The 18983-nt window shown below is 52.8% G+C and carries 17 protein-coding genes; 9 read left to right on the top strand and 8 right to left on the bottom strand.

Going from position 1 to position 18983, the window contains the following annotated elements:
- Positions 1 to 147 precede the first annotated feature (147 nt).
- The 7 genes from cyoE to P349_RS05370 all read right to left on the bottom strand — a co-directional run bounded on the left by cyoE (position 148) and on the right by P349_RS05370 (position 7511).
- Positions 148 to 1035, bottom strand: coding sequence for a heme o synthase (gene cyoE, locus P349_RS05340; protein WP_013095848.1), 888 nt, complete (start codon positions 1033 to 1035; stop codon positions 148 to 150).
- 11 nt (positions 1036 to 1046) lie between these two features.
- Positions 1047 to 1373: a cytochrome o ubiquinol oxidase subunit IV gene (locus P349_RS05345; protein WP_006176899.1), complete on the bottom strand. Its 327-nt coding sequence runs from the start codon at positions 1371 to 1373 to the stop codon at positions 1047 to 1049.
- Positions 1373 to 1987 (bottom strand): cytochrome o ubiquinol oxidase subunit III, encoded by a 615-nt coding sequence (locus P349_RS05350; protein ID WP_023334703.1) that lies wholly within the window; start codon positions 1985 to 1987, stop codon positions 1373 to 1375. Before P349_RS05350 ends, P349_RS05345 begins: the two co-directional genes overlap by 1 nt.
- Positions 1977 to 3968 (bottom strand): cytochrome o ubiquinol oxidase subunit I, encoded by a 1992-nt coding sequence (cyoB, locus tag P349_RS05355; protein WP_014168864.1) that lies wholly within the window; start codon positions 3966 to 3968, stop codon positions 1977 to 1979. Before cyoB ends, P349_RS05350 begins: the two co-directional genes overlap by 11 nt.
- A 16-nt stretch (positions 3969 to 3984) precedes the next feature.
- Positions 3985 to 4932 (bottom strand): cytochrome o ubiquinol oxidase subunit II, encoded by a 948-nt coding sequence (gene cyoA, locus P349_RS05360; protein ID WP_014882770.1) that lies wholly within the window; start codon positions 4930 to 4932, stop codon positions 3985 to 3987.
- A gap of 478 nt (positions 4933 to 5410) precedes the next feature.
- Positions 5411 to 6886, bottom strand: a complete 1476-nt coding sequence (ampG, locus tag P349_RS05365; protein WP_032646163.1) for a muropeptide MFS transporter AmpG — start codon at positions 6884 to 6886, stop codon at positions 5411 to 5413.
- 46 nt (positions 6887 to 6932) lie between these two features.
- A complete protein-coding gene (locus P349_RS05370; RefSeq protein ID WP_023310568.1) occupies positions 6933 to 7511 on the bottom strand; it encodes a lipoprotein in 579 nt (192 codons plus the stop codon).
- A gap of 305 nt (positions 7512 to 7816) precedes the next feature.
- Here P349_RS05370 and bolA point away from each other — a divergent pair, with 305 nt between their 5' ends.
- From bolA to P349_RS05415, 9 genes are all read left to right on the top strand, one after another.
- A complete protein-coding gene (gene bolA, locus P349_RS05375) occupies positions 7817 to 8134 on the top strand; it encodes a transcriptional regulator BolA (protein ID WP_021241655.1) in 318 nt (105 codons plus the stop codon).
- 330 nt (positions 8135 to 8464) lie between these two features.
- On the top strand, positions 8465 to 9763 hold the full coding sequence (gene tig / locus P349_RS05380; protein ID WP_024906818.1) for a trigger factor: 1299 nt from the start codon (positions 8465 to 8467) through the stop codon (positions 9761 to 9763).
- A gap of 259 nt (positions 9764 to 10022) precedes the next feature.
- Complete coding sequence (gene clpP / locus P349_RS05385; RefSeq protein WP_010428105.1) at positions 10023 to 10646, top strand: ATP-dependent Clp endopeptidase proteolytic subunit ClpP; 624 nt, start codon at positions 10023 to 10025, stop codon at positions 10644 to 10646.
- A 126-nt stretch (positions 10647 to 10772) separates the two neighbouring features.
- Entirely contained in the window at positions 10773 to 12047 is a 1275-nt protein-coding gene (gene clpX, locus P349_RS05390; RefSeq protein ID WP_024906819.1) for an ATP-dependent protease ATP-binding subunit ClpX, read from the top strand.
- A 182-nt stretch (positions 12048 to 12229) separates the two neighbouring features.
- A complete protein-coding gene (gene lon / locus P349_RS05395; protein ID WP_023334706.1) occupies positions 12230 to 14584 on the top strand; it encodes an endopeptidase La in 2355 nt (784 codons plus the stop codon).
- Between the two features lie 210 nt (positions 14585 to 14794).
- A complete protein-coding gene (gene hupB, locus P349_RS05400; protein ID WP_002444653.1) occupies positions 14795 to 15067 on the top strand; it encodes a nucleoid-associated protein HU-beta in 273 nt (90 codons plus the stop codon).
- Positions 15068 to 15279: 212 nt separating this feature from the next.
- Positions 15280 to 17151, top strand: coding sequence for a peptidylprolyl isomerase (gene ppiD, locus P349_RS05405; RefSeq protein ID WP_024906820.1), 1872 nt, complete (start codon positions 15280 to 15282; stop codon positions 17149 to 17151).
- A gap of 148 nt (positions 17152 to 17299) precedes the next feature.
- Positions 17300 to 17680, top strand: a complete 381-nt coding sequence (locus tag P349_RS05410) for a helix-hairpin-helix domain-containing protein (RefSeq protein WP_032646164.1) — start codon at positions 17300 to 17302, stop codon at positions 17678 to 17680.
- A 99-nt stretch (positions 17681 to 17779) separates the two neighbouring features.
- On the top strand, positions 17780 to 18178 hold the full coding sequence (locus P349_RS05415; RefSeq protein ID WP_032646165.1) for a YbgC/FadM family acyl-CoA thioesterase: 399 nt from the start codon (positions 17780 to 17782) through the stop codon (positions 18176 to 18178).
- 61 nt (positions 18179 to 18239) lie between these two features.
- On the opposite strand, the gene queC is transcribed toward P349_RS05415, so the two are convergent.
- Positions 18240 to 18935, bottom strand: a complete 696-nt coding sequence (gene queC / locus P349_RS05420) for a 7-cyano-7-deazaguanine synthase QueC (protein ID WP_032646166.1) — start codon at positions 18933 to 18935, stop codon at positions 18240 to 18242.
- Positions 18936 to 18983: the final 48 nt, after the last annotated feature.

Here is an 18983-nt window from a genome sequence, read left to right as displayed (position 1 = left end):
CCACCTCAGTTCAAAAGCAGGCCATAGTGTAGTGCGGGGAAGGGGCGGGGTAAATAAAGGGTTATTTAACAAATATTACATGCGTTATTAATAAATTCCGTGAATAAAAAAGGGTGCCGAAGCACCCCTTTATTCACCTGTTGTGGCTTACCAGACGTAAGTCAGCAGGTTGTGTGAATCTGGCACCATGAAATCGACAGACATCATCACGGACAGCGAGGTGATGGCCACAATCGAGAACACAAACAGTTTGCGCGCCCAGACTTTGTCATCTTCCACTTTGTAACCGCGCAGCGCCATACCGAGCCACCAGACGCTCACCGCAGCCGCTACCGCCAGATATTTATATCCAGCGTAACCACCCAGAGAGAGCATCAGCGTTGCCACGGCAAAGGCGATGATGTACAGCGTGATGTGGTTCTTGGCAACCGAAATGCCTTTCACGACCGGCAGAACCGGGATGTTCGCTGCCTGATAATCCTTAAAGCGGAAAATCGCGATGGCATAAGAGTGCGGCATCTGCCACAGGCTAAAGATAGCCAGCAGGATCAGCGCACCGCTGTCGAACTCGTTCGTGACCGCGCAGTAGCCAATCACCGGCGGCGCAGCGCCGGAGAGAGAACCAATCAGCGTGCCGTAGACGGAGTGGCGTTTCATATACAGGCTGTAGACGCCCACATACACCACGAACCCCATCACCCCCAGCCAGCAGGCCAGCGGGTTAGCACCAAACCACAGCAGCATAAAGCCAGCAATACCCAGCAAGGTGGCGTACACCAGCGAGACGGAAGGGGCGATCAGGCCTTTCACCAGCACCCGATTTTTGGTCCTTTCCATCTTCTTGTCGATATCCATGTCGATGTAGTTGTTAAATACACAACCGGACGCAACAACCAGTGACACACCGACCAGCGTGTAGATAAAGAGGGTGTAATCAATGCTGCCCTTAGAGGCCAGCAGGAACCCTCCGATCACGGAGATCAGGTTGCCAAAGATGATGCCTGGTTTCGTTACTTGCAGGTATTGCTTAAACATACTCGCCGCTCTTAGTGAACCATCATGTTGTAGTTGAGGTTCCACATAATCCAGATGGAACCGACTACCAGGATAGCGATGATAATCACGGTAAAGATAAAGGCGGTCATATTCCAGCCTTCATCGGACTTGGTGTTCATGTGCAGGAAGCAAACCAGATGCACCAGAATCTGAATCACCGCGGTCACCAGGATTGCACCCAGAATAACCGGCTTAGACGCAGAACCGCTCATCACCATCCAGAACGGGATCACCGTCAGGATGATCGACAGGATGAAACCTGTCATGTAGGTTTTTACGCTACCGTGGGAAGCGCCATGATCGTTTGAATGACTCATTACATCGCCCCCATCAGATATACAACAGAGAACACACAGATCCACACCACGTCCAGGAAGTGCCAGAACAGGCTCAGGCACATAATACGGGTACGGTTAGTGCTGGTCAGGCCGCGACGGGATACCTGGAACATCAGTACCGCCATCCAGATCAGACCAGAGGTGACGTGCAGACCGTGGGTACCTACCAGCGCGAAGAACGCGGACAGGAAGCCACTGCGATCCGGACCGAAACCTTCCAGAATCAGGTGATGGAATTCATAGATTTCCATCCCGATAAATCCAGCACCAAACAACCAGGTCAACGCCAGCCAGGACACAACCTGGCTCTTGTTGTTTTTGTACATGGCGATAGCCGCCATGCCGTAGGTGATGGAGCTGAATAACAGCAGTGCGGTTTCAACCAGAACGAACGGCAGTTCAAAGATATCCTTGCCTGCCGGGCCGCCCGCCGTGCCGTTCACCAGAACGGCATAGGTCGCGAACAGACAGCAGAACAGAATGCAGTCGCTCATCAGGTAGATCCAGAAACCGAAGACTTTGGTCGGTCCTGTATCGTGGTGCGCATGTTCATGCGCGTGGGCAGTTGAGTGCGCCAGAGTATCAGTTGCCATTTTTCAGCCCCGCTTTAGAAATCTCGTCGAAATGCTGATTTTCCAGCTTCTCAACTTCACGGACTGGTACGTAGTAGTCCACGTCCTCGTCAAAGCTCTTCACAATCCAGCTGATTACGATGCCGGCGAAGCCAACAATCGCCATCCACCAGATGTGCCAGATCATTGCGAAACCAAATACCGTTGCGAAGGCGGCAATCACGATGCCCGCACCGCTGTTTTTCGGCATGTGGATCTCTTCGTAATGAGCAGGTTGCTTGTACGCTTCACCTTTTTCTTTCATTTCCCAGAATGCGTCGCGTTCATGAACCTGCGGCACGATGGCAAAGTTATAGAAAGGCGGTGGAGAAGAGGTTGCCCACTCCAGCGTACGGCCACCCCATGGGTCACCGGTCAGGTCACGGTTCTGGTCGCGGTCGCGAATAGACACGTAGAACTGAATCAGCTGAGACGCGATACCACAGGCAATCAGCACGGCACCGCCCGCTGCAACCATCAGCATTGGGTGGAACTGCGGATCGATCTGCTGGCTCAGACGACGGGTCATACCCATGAAGCCCAGCACGTACAGCGGCATAAATGCTACGAAGAAGCCGATGATCCAGAACCAGAACGCGCGTTTACCCCATTTTTCGTTCAGCGTGAAGCCGAACGCTTTTGGCCACCAGTAGGTTACGCCAGCGAAGCAGCCGAAGACCACGCCACCGATGATAACGTTATGGAAGTGCGCAATCAGGAACAGACTGTTGTGCAGAACGAAGTCAGCACCTGGTACCGCCAGCAGTACACCGGTCATCCCACCTACGGAGAAGGTCACGATGAAGCCGATGGTCCACAGCATCGCTGAGTGGAACACGATACGACCCTGGTACATGGTGAACAACCAGTTGAAGATCTTCACCCCGGTAGGGATGGCGATAATCATAGTGGTGATACCGAAGAAGGCGTTTACGTTCGCGCCCGCACCCATGGTGAAGAAGTGGTGCAGCCAAACGATGAACGACAGAACGGTAATACACACGGTTGCCCACACCAGAGAGGTGTAACCAAACAGACGTTTACGCGAGAAGGTTGCCGCAATTTCGGAGAACACACCGAACACAGGCAGAACCAGAATGTACACTTCCGGGTGACCCCAGGCCCAAATCAGGTTGATGTACATCATCATGTTGCCACCCATATCATTCGTGAAGAAATGGGTGCCCAGGTAGCGGTCCAGGGTCAGCAGCGCGATGGTGACGGTCAGAATTGGGAAGGATGCAATAATCAGGATGTTGGCGCACAGAGATGCCCAGGTAAATACAGGCATCTTGAACATGGTCATGCCAGGGGCACGCATCTTGATAATGGTCACGAAGAAGTTGATACCGGTCAGGGTAGTACCGACACCGGAGAGCTGAAGCGCCCAAATCCAGTAGTCGACGCCAACGCCCGGACTGTACTCAATTCCTGACAGCGGCGGGTAAGCCAGCCAGCCGGTCTGCGCGAATTCGCCCACACCCAGTGACAGGTTAACCAGAATAACGCCGACAACCGTGAACCAGAAGCTCAGGTTGTTCAGGAACGGGAACGCCACGTCGCGCGCGCCGATTTGCAGCGGAACGACAACGTTCATCAGACCGATAACCAGCGGCATCGCCACGAAGAAGATCATGATAACGCCGTGAGCGGTAAAGATCTGATCGTAGTGGTGCGGCGGCAGGAAGCCGGCTTCACCCGCAGAAGCGAGTGCCTGCTGGCTACGCATCATGATCGCATCCGCAAAGCCACGAATTAACATGACGATACCGACGATGCAGTACATGATACCGAGTTTTTTGTGGTCAACCGAAGTCAGCCACTCGTTCCACAGGTAGCTCCACTTACCGAAGTAAGTGATCAGGGCCAGTAAGGCCGCGCCACCAATGATAATTGCAGCCACCGTAACCACGATAATCGGTTCATGGTAGGGCACTGCATCCAGTGTCAATTTTCCGAACATTTTCTTCCTCGGCCCCTTAGTGAGCGGTTTCCGCGTGGCTCATGTCCATGCCTTCCATACCTTCATGCGCGCTGTGCTCGCCTTCAGGCTGGGTCATGTCCATGCTCTTGCCGTGATCCATAAATTTGCCAATAACGTCTTTGAACAAATCTGGTTTCACATTAGAGAAGTACTCCACCTTGTTGTATTCGCTAGGTGCAGCCACTTTTTCGAACGCCGCCATGTCAGACATGGTGTTTGGAGACTGCTTCGCTTTTTCAACCCACTGGTCGAAAGCGGCACGGTCCGGCGTCGCAATAGCTTTGAACTTCATACCTGAGAAGCCCGGGCCGCTATAGCTGGCGGAGATACCATCATAGGTGCCTGCTTCATTCGCGATCAGGTGCAGATTGGTCTGCATACCGGCCATCGCGTAAATCTGGCTACCCAGACGTGGGATGAAGAAGGAGTTCATTACGGAGTTGGAGGTCACTTTGAACTGAACCGGAGTGTTCGCCGGGAAGGCGATTTCATTCACGGTAGCAATACCCTGCTCTGGATAGATGAAGAACCATTTCCAGTCCATGGAGACCACTTCAATGGTAATAGGTTTCTCATCGTGAACCAGCGGTTTGCTTGGCTCAAGTGCGTGAGTGGTTTTCCAGGTCAGTACGGCAAGGAACAGGATGATCAGAATAGGTACCGTCCAGACCACAGCTTCCACTTTATTGGAGTGTGACCAGTTAGGGCTATACTTCGCATCTTTATTGCTCGCACGATACTTCCAGGCGAAACCAACAGCCATCAAAATGGCAGGAATAACCACAATCAACATCAGGCCAAAAGCCGTCAATATCAGTGAACGTTGTTCCAGTCCAATCTGTCCTTTGGGGTCTAGTAGTGCAGAATCGCAGCCACTGAGTAATACAGTGCCCGCGAATAATGACAACCATCCCAAACTTTTATTGTATTTCCCGAGTCTCATTTAACGACCTCAATTCCACGGAGTCTGGTGGCGTTTAAAGTGTGCGGGCATTTTACGGGAAGGTTACATTACTGTAAACATCATTAGGCCTGTGTCAGGAAGGTGTTACCGGGTTCTGCCGCACGTGTCACAAGTGTTGCAAATTATGTCGGTTTTTATGACCGAAGCCGCATGGCATGGGCTTTATAACGAAAGGACCCCCAAGCATACCCTAAAAGGGGCAATTGGTATAACCATTGTTGAAAATAAACAAAAAATTAACAATTAATTATCAATAAAAAGACATCTAAAAAACGAAAAATCAAACTCTCGCATGCTGAATCGTTTAATGAAAAATAGCGTTTTGGAATGGGAGCCAATAATTTCCAAATCCTATCCCGCACAAAACAACAAATATTTTTTTTTGCGGTTGATGGCTATTTCGCCGTTATAATTTCGGTTAGTGATTACAACGGGAAATAACCTTTCGCATTTTTCTTCAGGTCATCTGCGTTTTACGCAAGGCCATGAAATCGAGCAGGCCCCCGGTCAGGATCCCGGCGATAGCCAGCAGGGCGCCTGCGTCCAGCAGCAGGGCTTCGAAGGGGAGTGCCAGTGACGTGCTGGCATTAATAATGAGTACCACCAGCCACAGTGCCAGAGCAAGGCAGCCCACCATTAACAGACGTAACGCAAAACGGTAGGCGCGGTGATATTCGGTGCGCGGCATAAAGTGTTCTGTCCGCTGGGTATATTCCAGCGTCTGGCGACACACCAGCAACAATAAAATCCCCGGCACGGCAGCCACGACCGAAAAGAGATAAAATGTTGGCCAACCGTGAGCTTCCACGAACCAACCGGCAATCGGGCCAACGTATACGCGGCCTACGGCAGAGAGCGCCGAGAGCAGAGCGAACTGCGTGGCGGAAAATGACTTGTTGCACAGGGTCATCAGCAGGGCGACAAACGCCGCTGTGCCCATACCGCCGCAGAGGTTTTCGAAGAACACCGCCGCGGCCATGCTGATAGTATGTTTATCGGTAATCGACAGCAGCCAGTAGCCTGCGTTAGAGGCGCCCTGAAGGATGCCGAAAATCAGCAGCGCGCGGAACAGCGTCAGGCGCTGCATCAGCACGCCACCGTATAATGCCCCGACAATGGTCGCAAACAGCCCCAGCGTTTTATTCACCACACCCACTTCACCGGCGTCAAAACCGACACCGCGGATCAGGAAGGTGGTGGTCAGGCTCATGGCAAAGGCATCGCCCAGCTTATAAAGGACGATGAGCAACAGGATCAGCCAGGCGTTGTTGCGGCCAAAGAAGTCTCGAAGCGGTTCGGCGACGGCCTGCTCCAGCGAGCGGGGAACCGGGATAACGTCACTCGGTTCGGGCGCCAATAAGGTCGCGATAATGCAGGGGATCAGCAGGGCGGCCATCAGCCAGTACATGCCCTGCCAGCCGAGGTAACGGTCGGCAAGCCACAGCGCCAGCCCACCGGAGACCAGCATCCCGAGGCGATAGCCCAGCACGCTGATTGCCGCACCGGCGCCGCGCTCTTCCGCAGGTAACACGTCCGTCTTCCAGGCGTCGAACACGATATCCTGAGAGGCGGAACAGAAGGCTATCACCACCGCAAGCGCCGCCATCCAGCGAAGCTGCGTGGTGGGTTCAAGAAAACCCATCGCCGCAATGGCCAGCAGCAGTAGGATTTGCGTCATCACCAGCCAGCCGCGACGACGCCCGAGGAAAGGCGGCGTGTAGCGATCCATGACCGGAGACCACAGGAACTTAAAGACGTAGGCCTGGCCCACAAGCGAGAAGAAACCAATGGTTTTCAGATCGATGTTCTCGACCGTCATCCACGCCTGAAGCGTGCCGGAAGTGAGTGCGAGGGGTAAACCCGAGGCAAAGCCGAGGATCAGCAGAATCGCTGATTTCGGTTGCTGGAAAATGCGCAAGTAATGGCTGGACATGTTCTTATAAAACTGACCCGGTGATACACCGGGTCAGCGAGCGGGATTAACGCGCGTTCTGCTTGATGAAGTCGTGAATGCTGGTGTCCTGCGCCATATCGGCGATGGTGTCGGTCAGCACGCTATTAACGGCGTTAGCAATGTTCTGGTTGGAGGCCTGGAACGCACCTTCAACAGAGTAGCTGGCGCGGTAGTTTTTGGTCATCTTATTGCCATTCTTCGCGGTGGCAATGATGGCGATATCCGCTTTGGTCGCGATGTTGTAGCGCACGTTGCCCTGAGACACGTCAGCATACAGGTTGTTCACGATGATCTGCAGATCAACCGCGCCGCTTGGGCCAATCATGTAGCCGCGAGCGGTCATCTGTTTCTCCAGCACTTCCTGGAGCAGGAAGCGCAGGTCGCGGGACGCGGTGAGGGTAACCTGCTGGTTATCGCGGGTCACTTTTGCCAGCGCCTGATCCTGACGCTGATCGGCACCGTTAATGCTCACGGTGACGCCCATCAGGCTTGGGTCCTGCTGAGGCAGGGTGATTTTTGGTGAGACATCAATAGTGGTAGGCGGGGTAGCGCAGCCTGCCAGCATAAAAAGGGCTACCAACGGAAAGAAGAGTTTTTTTAACATTTTCGGGTTCTCAACGAATCGTAAGCATATAAAGAGAAAAATTGCCGCCATCATAACATCGCCAACGGCGAGGGGAAGTGGTCAACGCATGTAAATTCATCGCCTTGTCCGAAAACTGACCAGTTCACCGTTTTTCCCAATCCGTGTATGACAAAACGTATGAGTCTCACAGTGAACTTCATTCGTTTGAATGAGAAAATCAGACGAAAGCTAAATATTTGTTGTCAAGGTGTAATGGAAACGGTAAAAGCGGCTAACATTTAAAGGGATGGGTGACATCCTGGCGTTGTCGGAGGAGTAATTTCATGATGATACGTGAGCATATAGAAGATAAATTAAGGGCGGCGTTCAACCCTGTGTTCCTCGAAGTCGTCGACGAAAGCTATCGTCATAACGTGCCGGCAGGTTCTGAAAGCCACTTCAAAGTGGTTCTGGTTAGCGATCGCTTCACGGGAGAACGTTTCCTGAATCGGCATCGCTTGATCTACAGCACCTTGACGGAAGAACTCTCCACGACCGTACATGCGCTGGCACTGCATACCTACACCATTAAGGAATGGGAAGGCTTGCAGGATACGGTTTTTGCATCACCGCCCTGTCGCGGAGCAGGCACAATCGCCTGATAAATCGGATTTGCAACGGCTGGAGCTTTTCCAGTATGTTGCTTACAGATTTCCTCAAAACGGCCCACGGGCCGTTTTGTTTTGTCTGAGTTTTGAGCGGATGGTGCGATTTTAAGGCTAAAAATAGCCTTAAAGTGTGAAAAAAGCCGCAGCAACATGCCCCAACCGTTCTCGACTCACCTAAGTGATGCCGCTATAATGCCGCGTCTTATTGAATGTCTTCGGGATGATTCTGGCGACAGGGAATGTGAATCTGCACTAAGAGAGCATCCCGGTATAACAGACAGATTCAGAGTTGACCGAGCACTGTGATTTTTTTGAGGTAACAAGATGCAAGTTTCAGTTGAAACCACTCAAGGCCTTGGCCGCCGTGTAACGATTACTATCGCTGCTGACAGCATCGAAACTGCTGTGAAAAGCGAGCTGGTCAACGTAGCAAAAAAAGTACGTATTGACGGCTTCCGCAAGGGCAAAGTACCAATGAATGTTGTTGCTCAGCGTTATGGCGCTTCCGTGCGTCAGGATGTGCTGGGTGAACTGATGAGCCGTAACTTTATTGATGCGATCATCAAAGAAAAAATCAATCCGGCCGGCGCGCCGAACTACGTTCCAGGCGAATACAAACTGGGCGAAGACTTCACCTACTCCGTAGAGTTCGAAGTGTACCCGGAAGTTGAGCTGAAAGGTCTGGAATCTATCGAAGTTGAAAAACCAGTTGTTTCCGTGACTGACGAAGACGTTGACGGCATGCTGGATACCCTGCGCAAGCAGCAGGCGAACTGGAAAGAGAAAGAAGGCGCTGTTGACGCTGAAGACCGTGTCACCATCGACTTCACCGGTTCTGTAGACGGCGAAGAATTCGAAGGCGGTAAAGCGTCTGACTTCGTACTGGCAATGGGCCAGGGTCGTATGATCCCAGGCTTCGAAGACGGTATCAAAGGCCACAAGGCTGGCGAAGAGTTCACCATCGACGTGACCTTCCCGGAAGAATACCACGCTGAAAACCTGAAAGGGAAAGCAGCGAAGTTCGCTATCAACCTGAAGAAAGTTGAAGAGCGCGAACTGCCAGAACTGACTGAAGAATTCATCAAGCGTTTCGGCGTGGAAGATGGTTCCGTAGCGGGTCTGCGTACCGAAGTGCGTAAGAACATGGAACGCGAACTGAACGGCGCGGTGCGTAACCGTGTGAAATCTCAGGCGATCGAAGGTCTGGTGAAAGCCAACGACATCGACGTTCCAGCTGCCCTGATCGACAGCGAAATCGACGTTCTGCGCCGTCAGGCTGCACAGCGTTTCGGTGGCAACCAGCAGCAAGCGATGGAACTGCCACGCGAGCTGTTCGAAGAGCAAGCGAAACGCCGCGTAGTTGTTGGCCTGCTGCTGGGTGAAGTGATTCGTACCCACGAGCTGAAAGCTGACGAAGAGCGTGTGAAAGGCCTGATCGAAGAGATGGCTTCTGCATACGAAGATCCATCAGAAGTGATCGAGTTCTACGGTAAGAACAAAGAGCTGATGGACAACATGCGCAACGTCGCCCTGGAAGAGCAGGCTGTTGAAGCAGTACTGGCGAAAGCGAAAGTGTCCGAAAAAGCGACCTCTTTCAACGAACTGATGAACCAGCAGGCGTAATTTCGCCCCAACGGTTTAAAGTTTGAACAAAAACCCGTTGCCTTTTGGTGACGGGTTTTTTTTATCACACCAATAGCCCAGGAAGAGTGCTAAAACGCCCTTTCAGTGTTAGCGTAACAACAAAAGGTTGTTATGCTTGAAATAGGGCACTGTGAACCCCATAAGTACGTAATCACGATGAATGAGACTGGCTGATAATCCGTCCATAAGGTTACAATCAGTACAGCAGGTGTTTTCAATTTAGATCCAGGAGACGGAAATGTCATACAGTGGCGAACGAGATAACTTTGCACCCCATATGGCTCTGGTGCCAATGGTTATTGAACAGACCTCACGTGGTGAGCGATCTTTTGATATCTATTCCCGTCTGCTCAAGGAACGCGTTATCTTTCTGACCGGCCAGGTGGAAGACCACATGGCTAACCTGATCGTGGCGCAGATGCTGTTTCTGGAAGCGGAAAACCCGGAAAAAGACATTTACCTGTACATCAACTCCCCGGGGGGCGTGATTACAGCGGGGATGTCCATTTATGACACCATGCAATTCATCAAGCCAGATGTCAGCACTATCTGTATGGGTCAGGCTGCATCTATGGGCGCGTTCCTGTTAACAGCAGGGGCGAAAGGGAAGCGTTTCTGCTTGCCAAATTCCCGCGTGATGATTCACCAGCCGCTGGGCGGTTACCAGGGGCAGGCGACGGATATCGAAATCCACGCCCGCGAAATTCTGAAAGTAAAAGCGCGCATGAATGAACTTATGGCGCAGCATACGGGTCAACCACTCGAGCAGATCGAGCGCGATACCGAGCGCGATCGCTTCCTCTCTGCACCAGAGGCAGTTGAGTACGGCTTAGTCGACTCCGTGTTGACCCATCGTAATTGATGCCCGCGACGCGAGTGTGCCGCTATACTAAGGTAGGGCGGCACGCTGCTTATTGCAGCTTGCGTCTTAGATTGGCATTTGCGTCGTCATGTGCGGCACAAAGAACTTAAAAAGAGGTTTGGACTCATGACAGATAAACGCAAAGATGGTTCGGGCAAACTGCTGTACTGCTCTTTTTGCGGCAAAAGCCAGCATGAAGTGCGTAAACTGATTGCCGGGCCGTCCGTGTATATCTGCGACGAATGTGTCGATTTATGTAACGACATCATTCGCGAAGAGATTAAAGAAGTCGCACCGCACCGTGAGCGCAGCGCGCTGCCAACGCCGCATGAAATTCGTCATCACCTTGACGACTACGTCATCGGACAGGAGCAGGCCAAGAAAGTGCTGGCGGTAGCGGTCTATAACCACTACAAACGTCTGCGTAACGGCGACACCAGCAATGGCGTAGAACTGGGTAAAAGTAACATTCTGCTGATCGGCCCAACCGGTTCCGGTAAAACGCTGCTGGCTGAAACCCTGGCGCGTCTGCTTGATGTTCCGTTCACGATGGCGGATGCCACCACCCTGACCGAGGCCGGTTATGTGGGTGAGGATGTTGAGAACATCATCCAGAAACTGCTGCAGAAATGCGATTACGACGTACAGAAAGCCCAGCGCGGGATTGTTTACATCGATGAGATCGACAAGATCTCCCGTAAATCAGACAACCCGTCCATTACCCGTGACGTATCGGGTGAAGGCGTACAGCAGGCACTGCTGAAGCTGATCGAAGGTACGGTTGCCGCTGTTCCGCCACAGGGTGGTCGTAAACATCCTCAGCAGGAGTTCCTGCAGGTTGATACCTCCAAGATCCTGTTCATCTGTGGTGGTGCGTTCGCTGGTCTGGATAAAGTCATCTCCCACCGTGTTGAAACCGGCTCCGGCATTGGTTTTGGCGCAACGGTGAAATCGACGTCCGAAAAACCAAACGAAGGTGAACTGCTGTCTCAGGTTGAACCAGAAGATCTGATCAAATTCGGTCTGATCCCTGAATTCATCGGCCGTCTGCCGGTTGTGGCAACGCTGAATGAGCTGAGTGAAGATGCGCTGATCCAGATCCTGAAAGAGCCAAAAAATGCGCTGACCAAGCAGTATCAGGCGCTGTTCAATCTGGAAGGCGTTGACCTGGAATTCCGCGACGAAGCGCTGGATGCCATTGCCAAGAAAGCGATGATCCGTAAAACCGGTGCCCGTGGCCTGCGTTCTATCGTTGAAGCGGCACTGCTCGACACCATGTACGATCTGCCATCGATGGAAGACGTTGAGAAAGTGGTGATTGACGAGTCCGTCATCAGCGGTCAAACCAAGCCGCTGCTGATTTACGGCAAACCGGAAGCACAGCAGGCATCTGGCGAATAATTCACCAAATCATACAAGCAGTTAATCAAAAAGGGGGGATTTTATCTCCCCTTTACTTTTTCCGTATTCATAGCGTTGAATGTGTGGGAAACATCCCCATATACTGGATACATGTTAATGGTTATGTGAAGCACAGTGACATGACCAGCTTACCTGGCGGACACTAACTAAGAGAGAGCTCTATGAATCCTGAGCGTTCTGAACGCATTGAAATCCCCGTATTGCCGTTGCGCGATGTGGTGGTTTATCCGCACATGGTCATACCCTTATTTGTAGGGCGGGAAAAATCTATCCGTTGCCTCGAAGCCGCTATGGATCATGATAAAAAAATCATGCTGGTGGCGCAGAAAGAAGCATCAACGGATGAGCCGGGTGTAAACGATCTTTTCACCGTCGGGACCGTGGCCTCTATTTTGCAGATGCTGAAGCTGCCTGACGGCACCGTGAAGGTGCTGGTAGAAGGGCTGCAGCGTGCGCGTATTACCACTCTGTCAGACGATGGCGAGCACTTCTCTGCGAAGGCAGAGTACCTTGATTCGCCTGAGCTTGATGAGCGCGAGCAGGAAGTGCTGGTGCGCACCGCGATTAGCCAGTTTGAAGGCTATATCAAGCTGAACAAGAAAATCCCACCAGAAGTGCTGACGTCGCTGAACAGCATCGACGATCCTGCGCGTCTGGCGGACACCATCGCTGCCCATATGCCGCTGAAGCTGGCTGACAAACAGTCCGTGCTGGAAATGTCCGACGTTAACGAACGTCTGGAATACCTGATGGCGATGATGGAGTCCGAAATCGATCTGCTGCAGGTTGAGAAGCGTATTCGCAACCGCGTGAAAAAGCAGATGGAGAAATCTCAGCGTGAGTACTATCTGAATGAGCAAATGAAGGCCATTCAGAAAGAGCTGGGCGAGATGGACGACGCGCCGGACGAAAACGAAGCGCTGAAGCGTAAGATCGACGCGGCGAAGATGCCGAAAGAGGCGAAAGAGAAAGCCGAAGCAGAACTGCAGAAGCTGAAAATGATGTCTCCAATGTCGGCTGAAGCGACCGTTGTACGCGGCTACATTGAGTGGATGGTGCAGGTTCCGTGGAACGCCCGCAGCAAGGTCAAAAAAGACCTGCGTCAGGCGCAGGAAATCCTGGATACCGACCACTACGGCCTGGAACGCGTGAAAGACCGCATTCTTGAGTACCTCGCGGTACAGAGCCGTGTAAACAAAATCAAAGGCCCAATTCTGTGCCTGGTCGGACCGCCGGGGGTGGGTAAAACCTCTCTGGGTCAGTCCATTGCCAAAGCGACCGGACGTAAGTATATCCGTATGGCGCTGGGTGGCGTACGCGATGAAGCGGAAATCCGCGGTCACCGCCGTACCTACATCGGTTCTATGCCGGGTAAACTGATCCAGAAGATGGCGAAAGTGGGGGTTAAAAACCCGCTGTTCCTGCTCGATGAGATCGATAAGATGTCGTCGGACATGCGTGGCGACCCTGCGTCTGCACTGCTGGAAGTGCTTGATCCAGAACAGAACGTGGCGTTCAGCGATCACTACCTGGAAGTGGACTACGACCTGAGCGATGTGATGTTCGTGGCGACCTCCAACTCCATGAACATTCCGGCCCCGCTGCTGGACCGTATGGAAGTGATCCGTCTCTCCGGTTATACCGAAGATGAGAAGCTGAACATTGCTAAGCAGCACCTGCTGCCGAAACAGATCGAGCGTAACGCGCTGAAAGCCAACGAGCTGACCGTCGAGGACAGCGCGATTATCGGGATCATTCGCTACTACACCCGTGAAGCGGGCGTGCGTAGCCTTGAGCGTGAAATCTCTAAACTGTGCCGTAAGGCGGTGAAACAGCTGCTGCTGGATAAGAGCCTGAAACACATTGTGATTAACGGCGACAATCTGCATGCATACCTGGGCGTCCAGCGCTTCGACTACGGTCGCGCGGACAACGAAAACCGCGTTGGTCAGGTGACTGGCCTGGCATGGACGGAAGTGGGTGGCGATCTGCTGACCATCGAAACCGCCTGTGTGCCAGGTAAAGGCAAACTGACCTACACCGGCTCGCTGGGTGAAGTGATGCAGGAGTCCATCCAGGCGGCGCTGACCGTGGTGCGTGCGCGTGCGGAGAAACTGGGTATCAACCCTGATTTCTACGAAAAACGCGACATCCACGTGCACGTACCTGAAGGGGCGACGCCGAAAGATGGTCCAAGCGCGGGTATTGCCATGTGTACCGCTCTGGTTTCCTGTCTGACAGGGAACCCGGTGCGTGCTGATGTGGCAATGACCGGTGAAATCACGCTGCGTGGTCAGGTTCTGCCGATTGGTGGTTTAAAAGAAAAACTGCTGGCGGCGCACCGCGGTGGGATCAAAACCGTATTGATCCCTTACGAAAATAAACGCGATCTGGAAGAGATTCCGGACAACGTGATTGCCGATCTGCAGATTCATCCTGTGAAGCGAATTGAGGAAGTTCTTAGTCTCGCACTGCAGAATGAACCCTCCGGAATGCAGGTTGTAACCGCAAAATAGTGACCTCGCGCAAAGAGCGTCAATAAAAACAAGGCTGGTAAGTCATTTCGCACTTGCCAGCCTTTTTTTGTATAGCTAATTTAGATTGCTGATTAGGTCAGCCATCAACAACGGGTGTTGTAAGGTCATGGCAGGCCTGATATAACTGCTGCGCGGTCGCGTTGTGAAGGATTCAGGCGCGATATAAATTATAAAGAGAGGAAGAGAACAGTGAATAAATCTCAACTGATTGACAAAATTGCTGCTGGTGCTGATATTTCTAAAGCTGCAGCTGGACGTGCCTTAGATGCATTAATTGCTTCTGTTACTGAATCTCTGCAGGCTGGGGACGACGTTGCACTGGTAGGCTTCGGTACTTTTGCTGTTAAAGAGCGTGCTGCCCGTACTGGCCGCAACCCTCAGACCGGTAAAGAGATCACCATTGCTGCTGCTAAAGTGCCGGGTTTCCGTGCAGGTAAAGCGCTGAAAGACGCAGTAAACTGATTGCTTTCCCGTTTCAGGGAAGCCGGAAAGTACAAGGGCGCATCATTTGATGTGCCTTTTTTGTTTGTCCAGACCTGATTTGTGCGAGTTTATGCGAGTTGTGGGCTGACAATCGCCCCGTTTTCTTGTCACAATACACCTTCACGCGCGACGGGCAGGATTTTCCGTCAGCGTCAGGTAACCAGTCACCTACAGCGGAGTGTTGTTACACCATGATGGACAGCTTACGCACGGCTGCTAACAGTCTCGTGCTCAAGATTATTTTCGGTATCATTATCGTGTCGTTCATATTGACCGGCGTGAGCAGTTACCTTATTGGCGGTGGCGCAAACTATGCCGCAAAAGTGAATGGCCAGGAGATCAGCCGTGGTCAGTTCGAGAATGCTTTTGCCGGTGAACGTAACCGTATGCAGCAACAGCTGGGCGACCAATTCTCTGAACTGGCGGCGAACGAAGGGTACATGAAGACCCTGCGCCAGCAGACACTGAACCGTCTTATCGACGAAGCGCTTCTGGATCAGTATGCCAAAAAACTGGGCCTTGGCATCAGCGATGAGCAGGTGAAAAAAGCCATCTTCTCCACCCAGGCTTTCCAGTCTAACGGTAAATTCGACAACGCGCGTTATAACAGCATCGTCAACCAGATGGGCATGACGGCCGATCAGTACGCGCAGGCTCTGCGTAATCAGCTGACCACCCAGCAGCTCATCAATGCCGTTGTGGGCACCGATTTCATGCTCAAAGGTGAAACGGACGAACTGGCCGCGCTGGTGGCGCAGCAGCGCGTTGTACGCGAAGCGACTATTGATGTGAACGCCCTGGCGGCGAAACAGCAGGTGAGCGACGCTGACGTTAACGCTTACTACGAGCAGAACAAGAATTCCTTTGTTTCTCCAGAGCAGTTCCGTGTGAGCTACATCAAGCTGGATGCTGCCGCGCTGCAGGAAACCGCGTCTGATGCGGAAATCCAGTCTTACTACGACCAGCATCAGGATCAGTTCACTCAGCCGCAGCGTAACCGCTACAGCGTGATTCAGACGAAGACCGAGGCTGATGCCAAAGCGGTACTGGAAGAGCTGAATAAAGGCGCTGATTTCGCGACCGTTGCGAAAGCGAAATCCACCGACATTATCTCTGCGAAAAACGGCGGTGATATGGGATGGCTGGAAGACGCGACTACACCGGATGAGCTGAAAAATGCCGGTCTGAAAGATAAAGGTCAACTTTCTGGCGTCATCAAGTCTTCCGTTGGTTTCCTGGTCGTGCGTCTGGACGACATCACCGCGGCGAAAACCAAGCCTCTGGCTGAGGTTCGCGACGATATTGCGGCGAAAGTGAAACAGGAAAAAGCGCTGGATGCCTACTACGCGCTGCAGCAGAAGGTGAGCGATGCTGCCAGCAACGACAACGAATCTCTGGCGGGTGCAGAGCAGGCGGCGGGTGTGAAGGCGGTTGAGACGGGCTGGTTTGGTCGTGACAACCTGCCGGAAGAGCTGAACTTTAAACCGGTTTCCGATGCCATCTTCAATGGTGGTCTGGTGGGCGAGAACGGCACGCCGGGTAGTAACTCTGACATCATTACCGTCGACGGCGATCGTGCGTTTGTGTTGCGCGTCAGCGAGCACAAGCCAGAAGCGGTCAAACCGCTGGCGGACGTGAAGGATCAGGTCGTTGCCCAGGTTAAGCACAACAAAGCGGAACAGCAGGCGAAACTGGATGCTGAGAAGATTCTGTCTGATTTGAAAGCGGGTAAAGAAGACGCGCTGAAAGCGGCTGGTCTGAGCTTCGGTGAAGCGAAAACGCTGAGCCGTACCGGCCAGGACCCAATCAGCCAGGCCGCCTTTGGTCTGACTCTGCCTGCGAAGGACAAGCCAAGCTTCGGTACCACCACCGATGCGCAGGGTAACGTCGTTCTGCTGGCGCTGGATGAAGTAAAAGCCGGCACCCTGCCAGACGCGCAGAAGAAAGCGATGGTTCAGGGGATTACCCAGAACAATGCTCAGATTGCCTTCGAAGCCATGATGAGCAACCTGCGTAAAGAAGCCAAAATCAAGCTGGGTGATGTGATGACTCAGCAGCAGTAATTACGTGTCTGCTCGCAGATTTTCGTAACGCTCTGCAATAACTAAAGGCCGCTTTCGCGGCCTTTTCCATTTCTGCAATCTGCTGTTTGTGCCGGGTTTATCTGGCGGCTATCGTGACGTGGCTGTCAACAAACAAGGAGATAACAGCATGAAATGTGGAATCAAAGCACTGTTAATTACGCTGGCTATTGCCACCACCGGGATGAGCGCGGGCGCGCTGGCGACGACGCCCGCCGCCAAACCACAGGCTACGCAGAGCAAGTCCGACGCAGCCGCGCCGGTGCAAGGGCAAACCAAAGCGACTGACGCCGGTAAAAACGTGGATGATGACGGTACGCGGGTGAGTATCAATTCGGCCTCGGCGGAAGATCTGGCCCGCGTGATGAATGGCGTCGGCCTGAAAAAAGCGCAGGCCATCGTCAGCTACCGCGAAGAGTATGGTCCTTTCAAAACGGTCGACGATCTCAAACAGGTTCCGGGCATGGGGGGCGCACTGGTTGAGCGCAACCTCTCACACCTGACGCTGTAATTACGCAATTTCTTGCACTGCGGCAAAATTTTGCCAGGATAAAGAGGTCATACCAGTTATGACCTCTCATCCTACAATAACAGTAAAGGCAATTGCGCTATGCAGACAAAAATCAAAGTACGCGGTTTTCATCTCGACGTTTACCAGCATGTGAACAACGCTCGCTATCTTGAGTTTCTTGAAGAAGCGCGCTGGGACGGGCTGGAAAATAGCGAAAGTTTTCAGTGGCTGACCGCGCACAACATCGCGTTTGTGGTCGTCAATATCAATATCAACTACCGGCGTCCGGCCGTGCTGGGCGATGTGCTCACGGTGACCAGCCAGGTGCAGCAGATCAACGGCAAAAGCGGGGTGCTAAGCCAGGTGGTGACGCTCGATCCTGAAGGGCAGGTGGTGGCTGATGCGCTGATTACTTTTGTCTGTATCGATCTGAAAACGCAGAAAGCGCTGCCGCTGGAAGGGGAACTGCGGGAAAAGCTGGAGTTGATGATCGTATAAGACATATTAAGGCATACTCGTGCTGTCGACACCCGTTTTGCGACAGCACGGTCAAATAGCCCTATTTAAGCCCGGTCTTTTTCTGCATCGCGGCCATCACACCGACTTTATCGGCAAGATAGTGGTTCAGCCCGTTAGCGCGAAGATTACAGGCCGCGCACTGGCCGCAACCGTCGCCTTTGATACCGTTATAGCAGGTGAGCGTTTCGCTGCGAACGAGGTCCAGCTTGCCCCAGTAGTCCGCCAGCGCCCAGGTTTCGGCTTTATCCAGCCACATCAGCGGGGTTTCAAAGCGCGTCTCTTTCGCCATCCCCAGATTGACGGCGTGGTTTAACGCTTTCACGAACTCATCACGACAGTCCGGGTAGCCGGAGAAGTCGGTCTCGCACACGCCTGTGATCACCGCTTCGGCTTTTACCTGGTAGGCGTAGATCGCCGTCAGGGTCAGGAAGAGGATATTACGACCCGGCACGAAGGTATTCGGAATGCCGCTGGCATCAGGTTCGTAGTCCGGGACGGGAATACTGTCCCGGGTGAGGCTGCTTACGGCCAGTTCATTTAACAGCGTAACGTCCAGCACCTTGTGCGCGCGTGCGCCCAGTTTCAGGGCAAGTTCACGGGCAACGTCGATTTCAGCGCGATGACGCTGACCATAATCGAAAGTCACACAGTGAACTTCATCGTACTGATGAAGAGCCTGAACCAGGCAGGTAGTAGAGTCTTGTCCTCCGCTGAACACGACGACGGCACGTTTCATAAATCATCTCGACTGTTACGGTAAAAACGTTATGTTACCGTCAGACCA

It is taken from the genome of Enterobacter sp. DC4 (assembly GCF_000568095.1).
Taxonomy (GTDB): Bacteria; Pseudomonadota; Gammaproteobacteria; order Enterobacterales; family Enterobacteriaceae; genus Enterobacter; species Enterobacter pseudoroggenkampii.
Note: the sequence above shows the minus strand (reverse complement) of the source record. Positions and strands in the feature narration are given on the sequence as shown.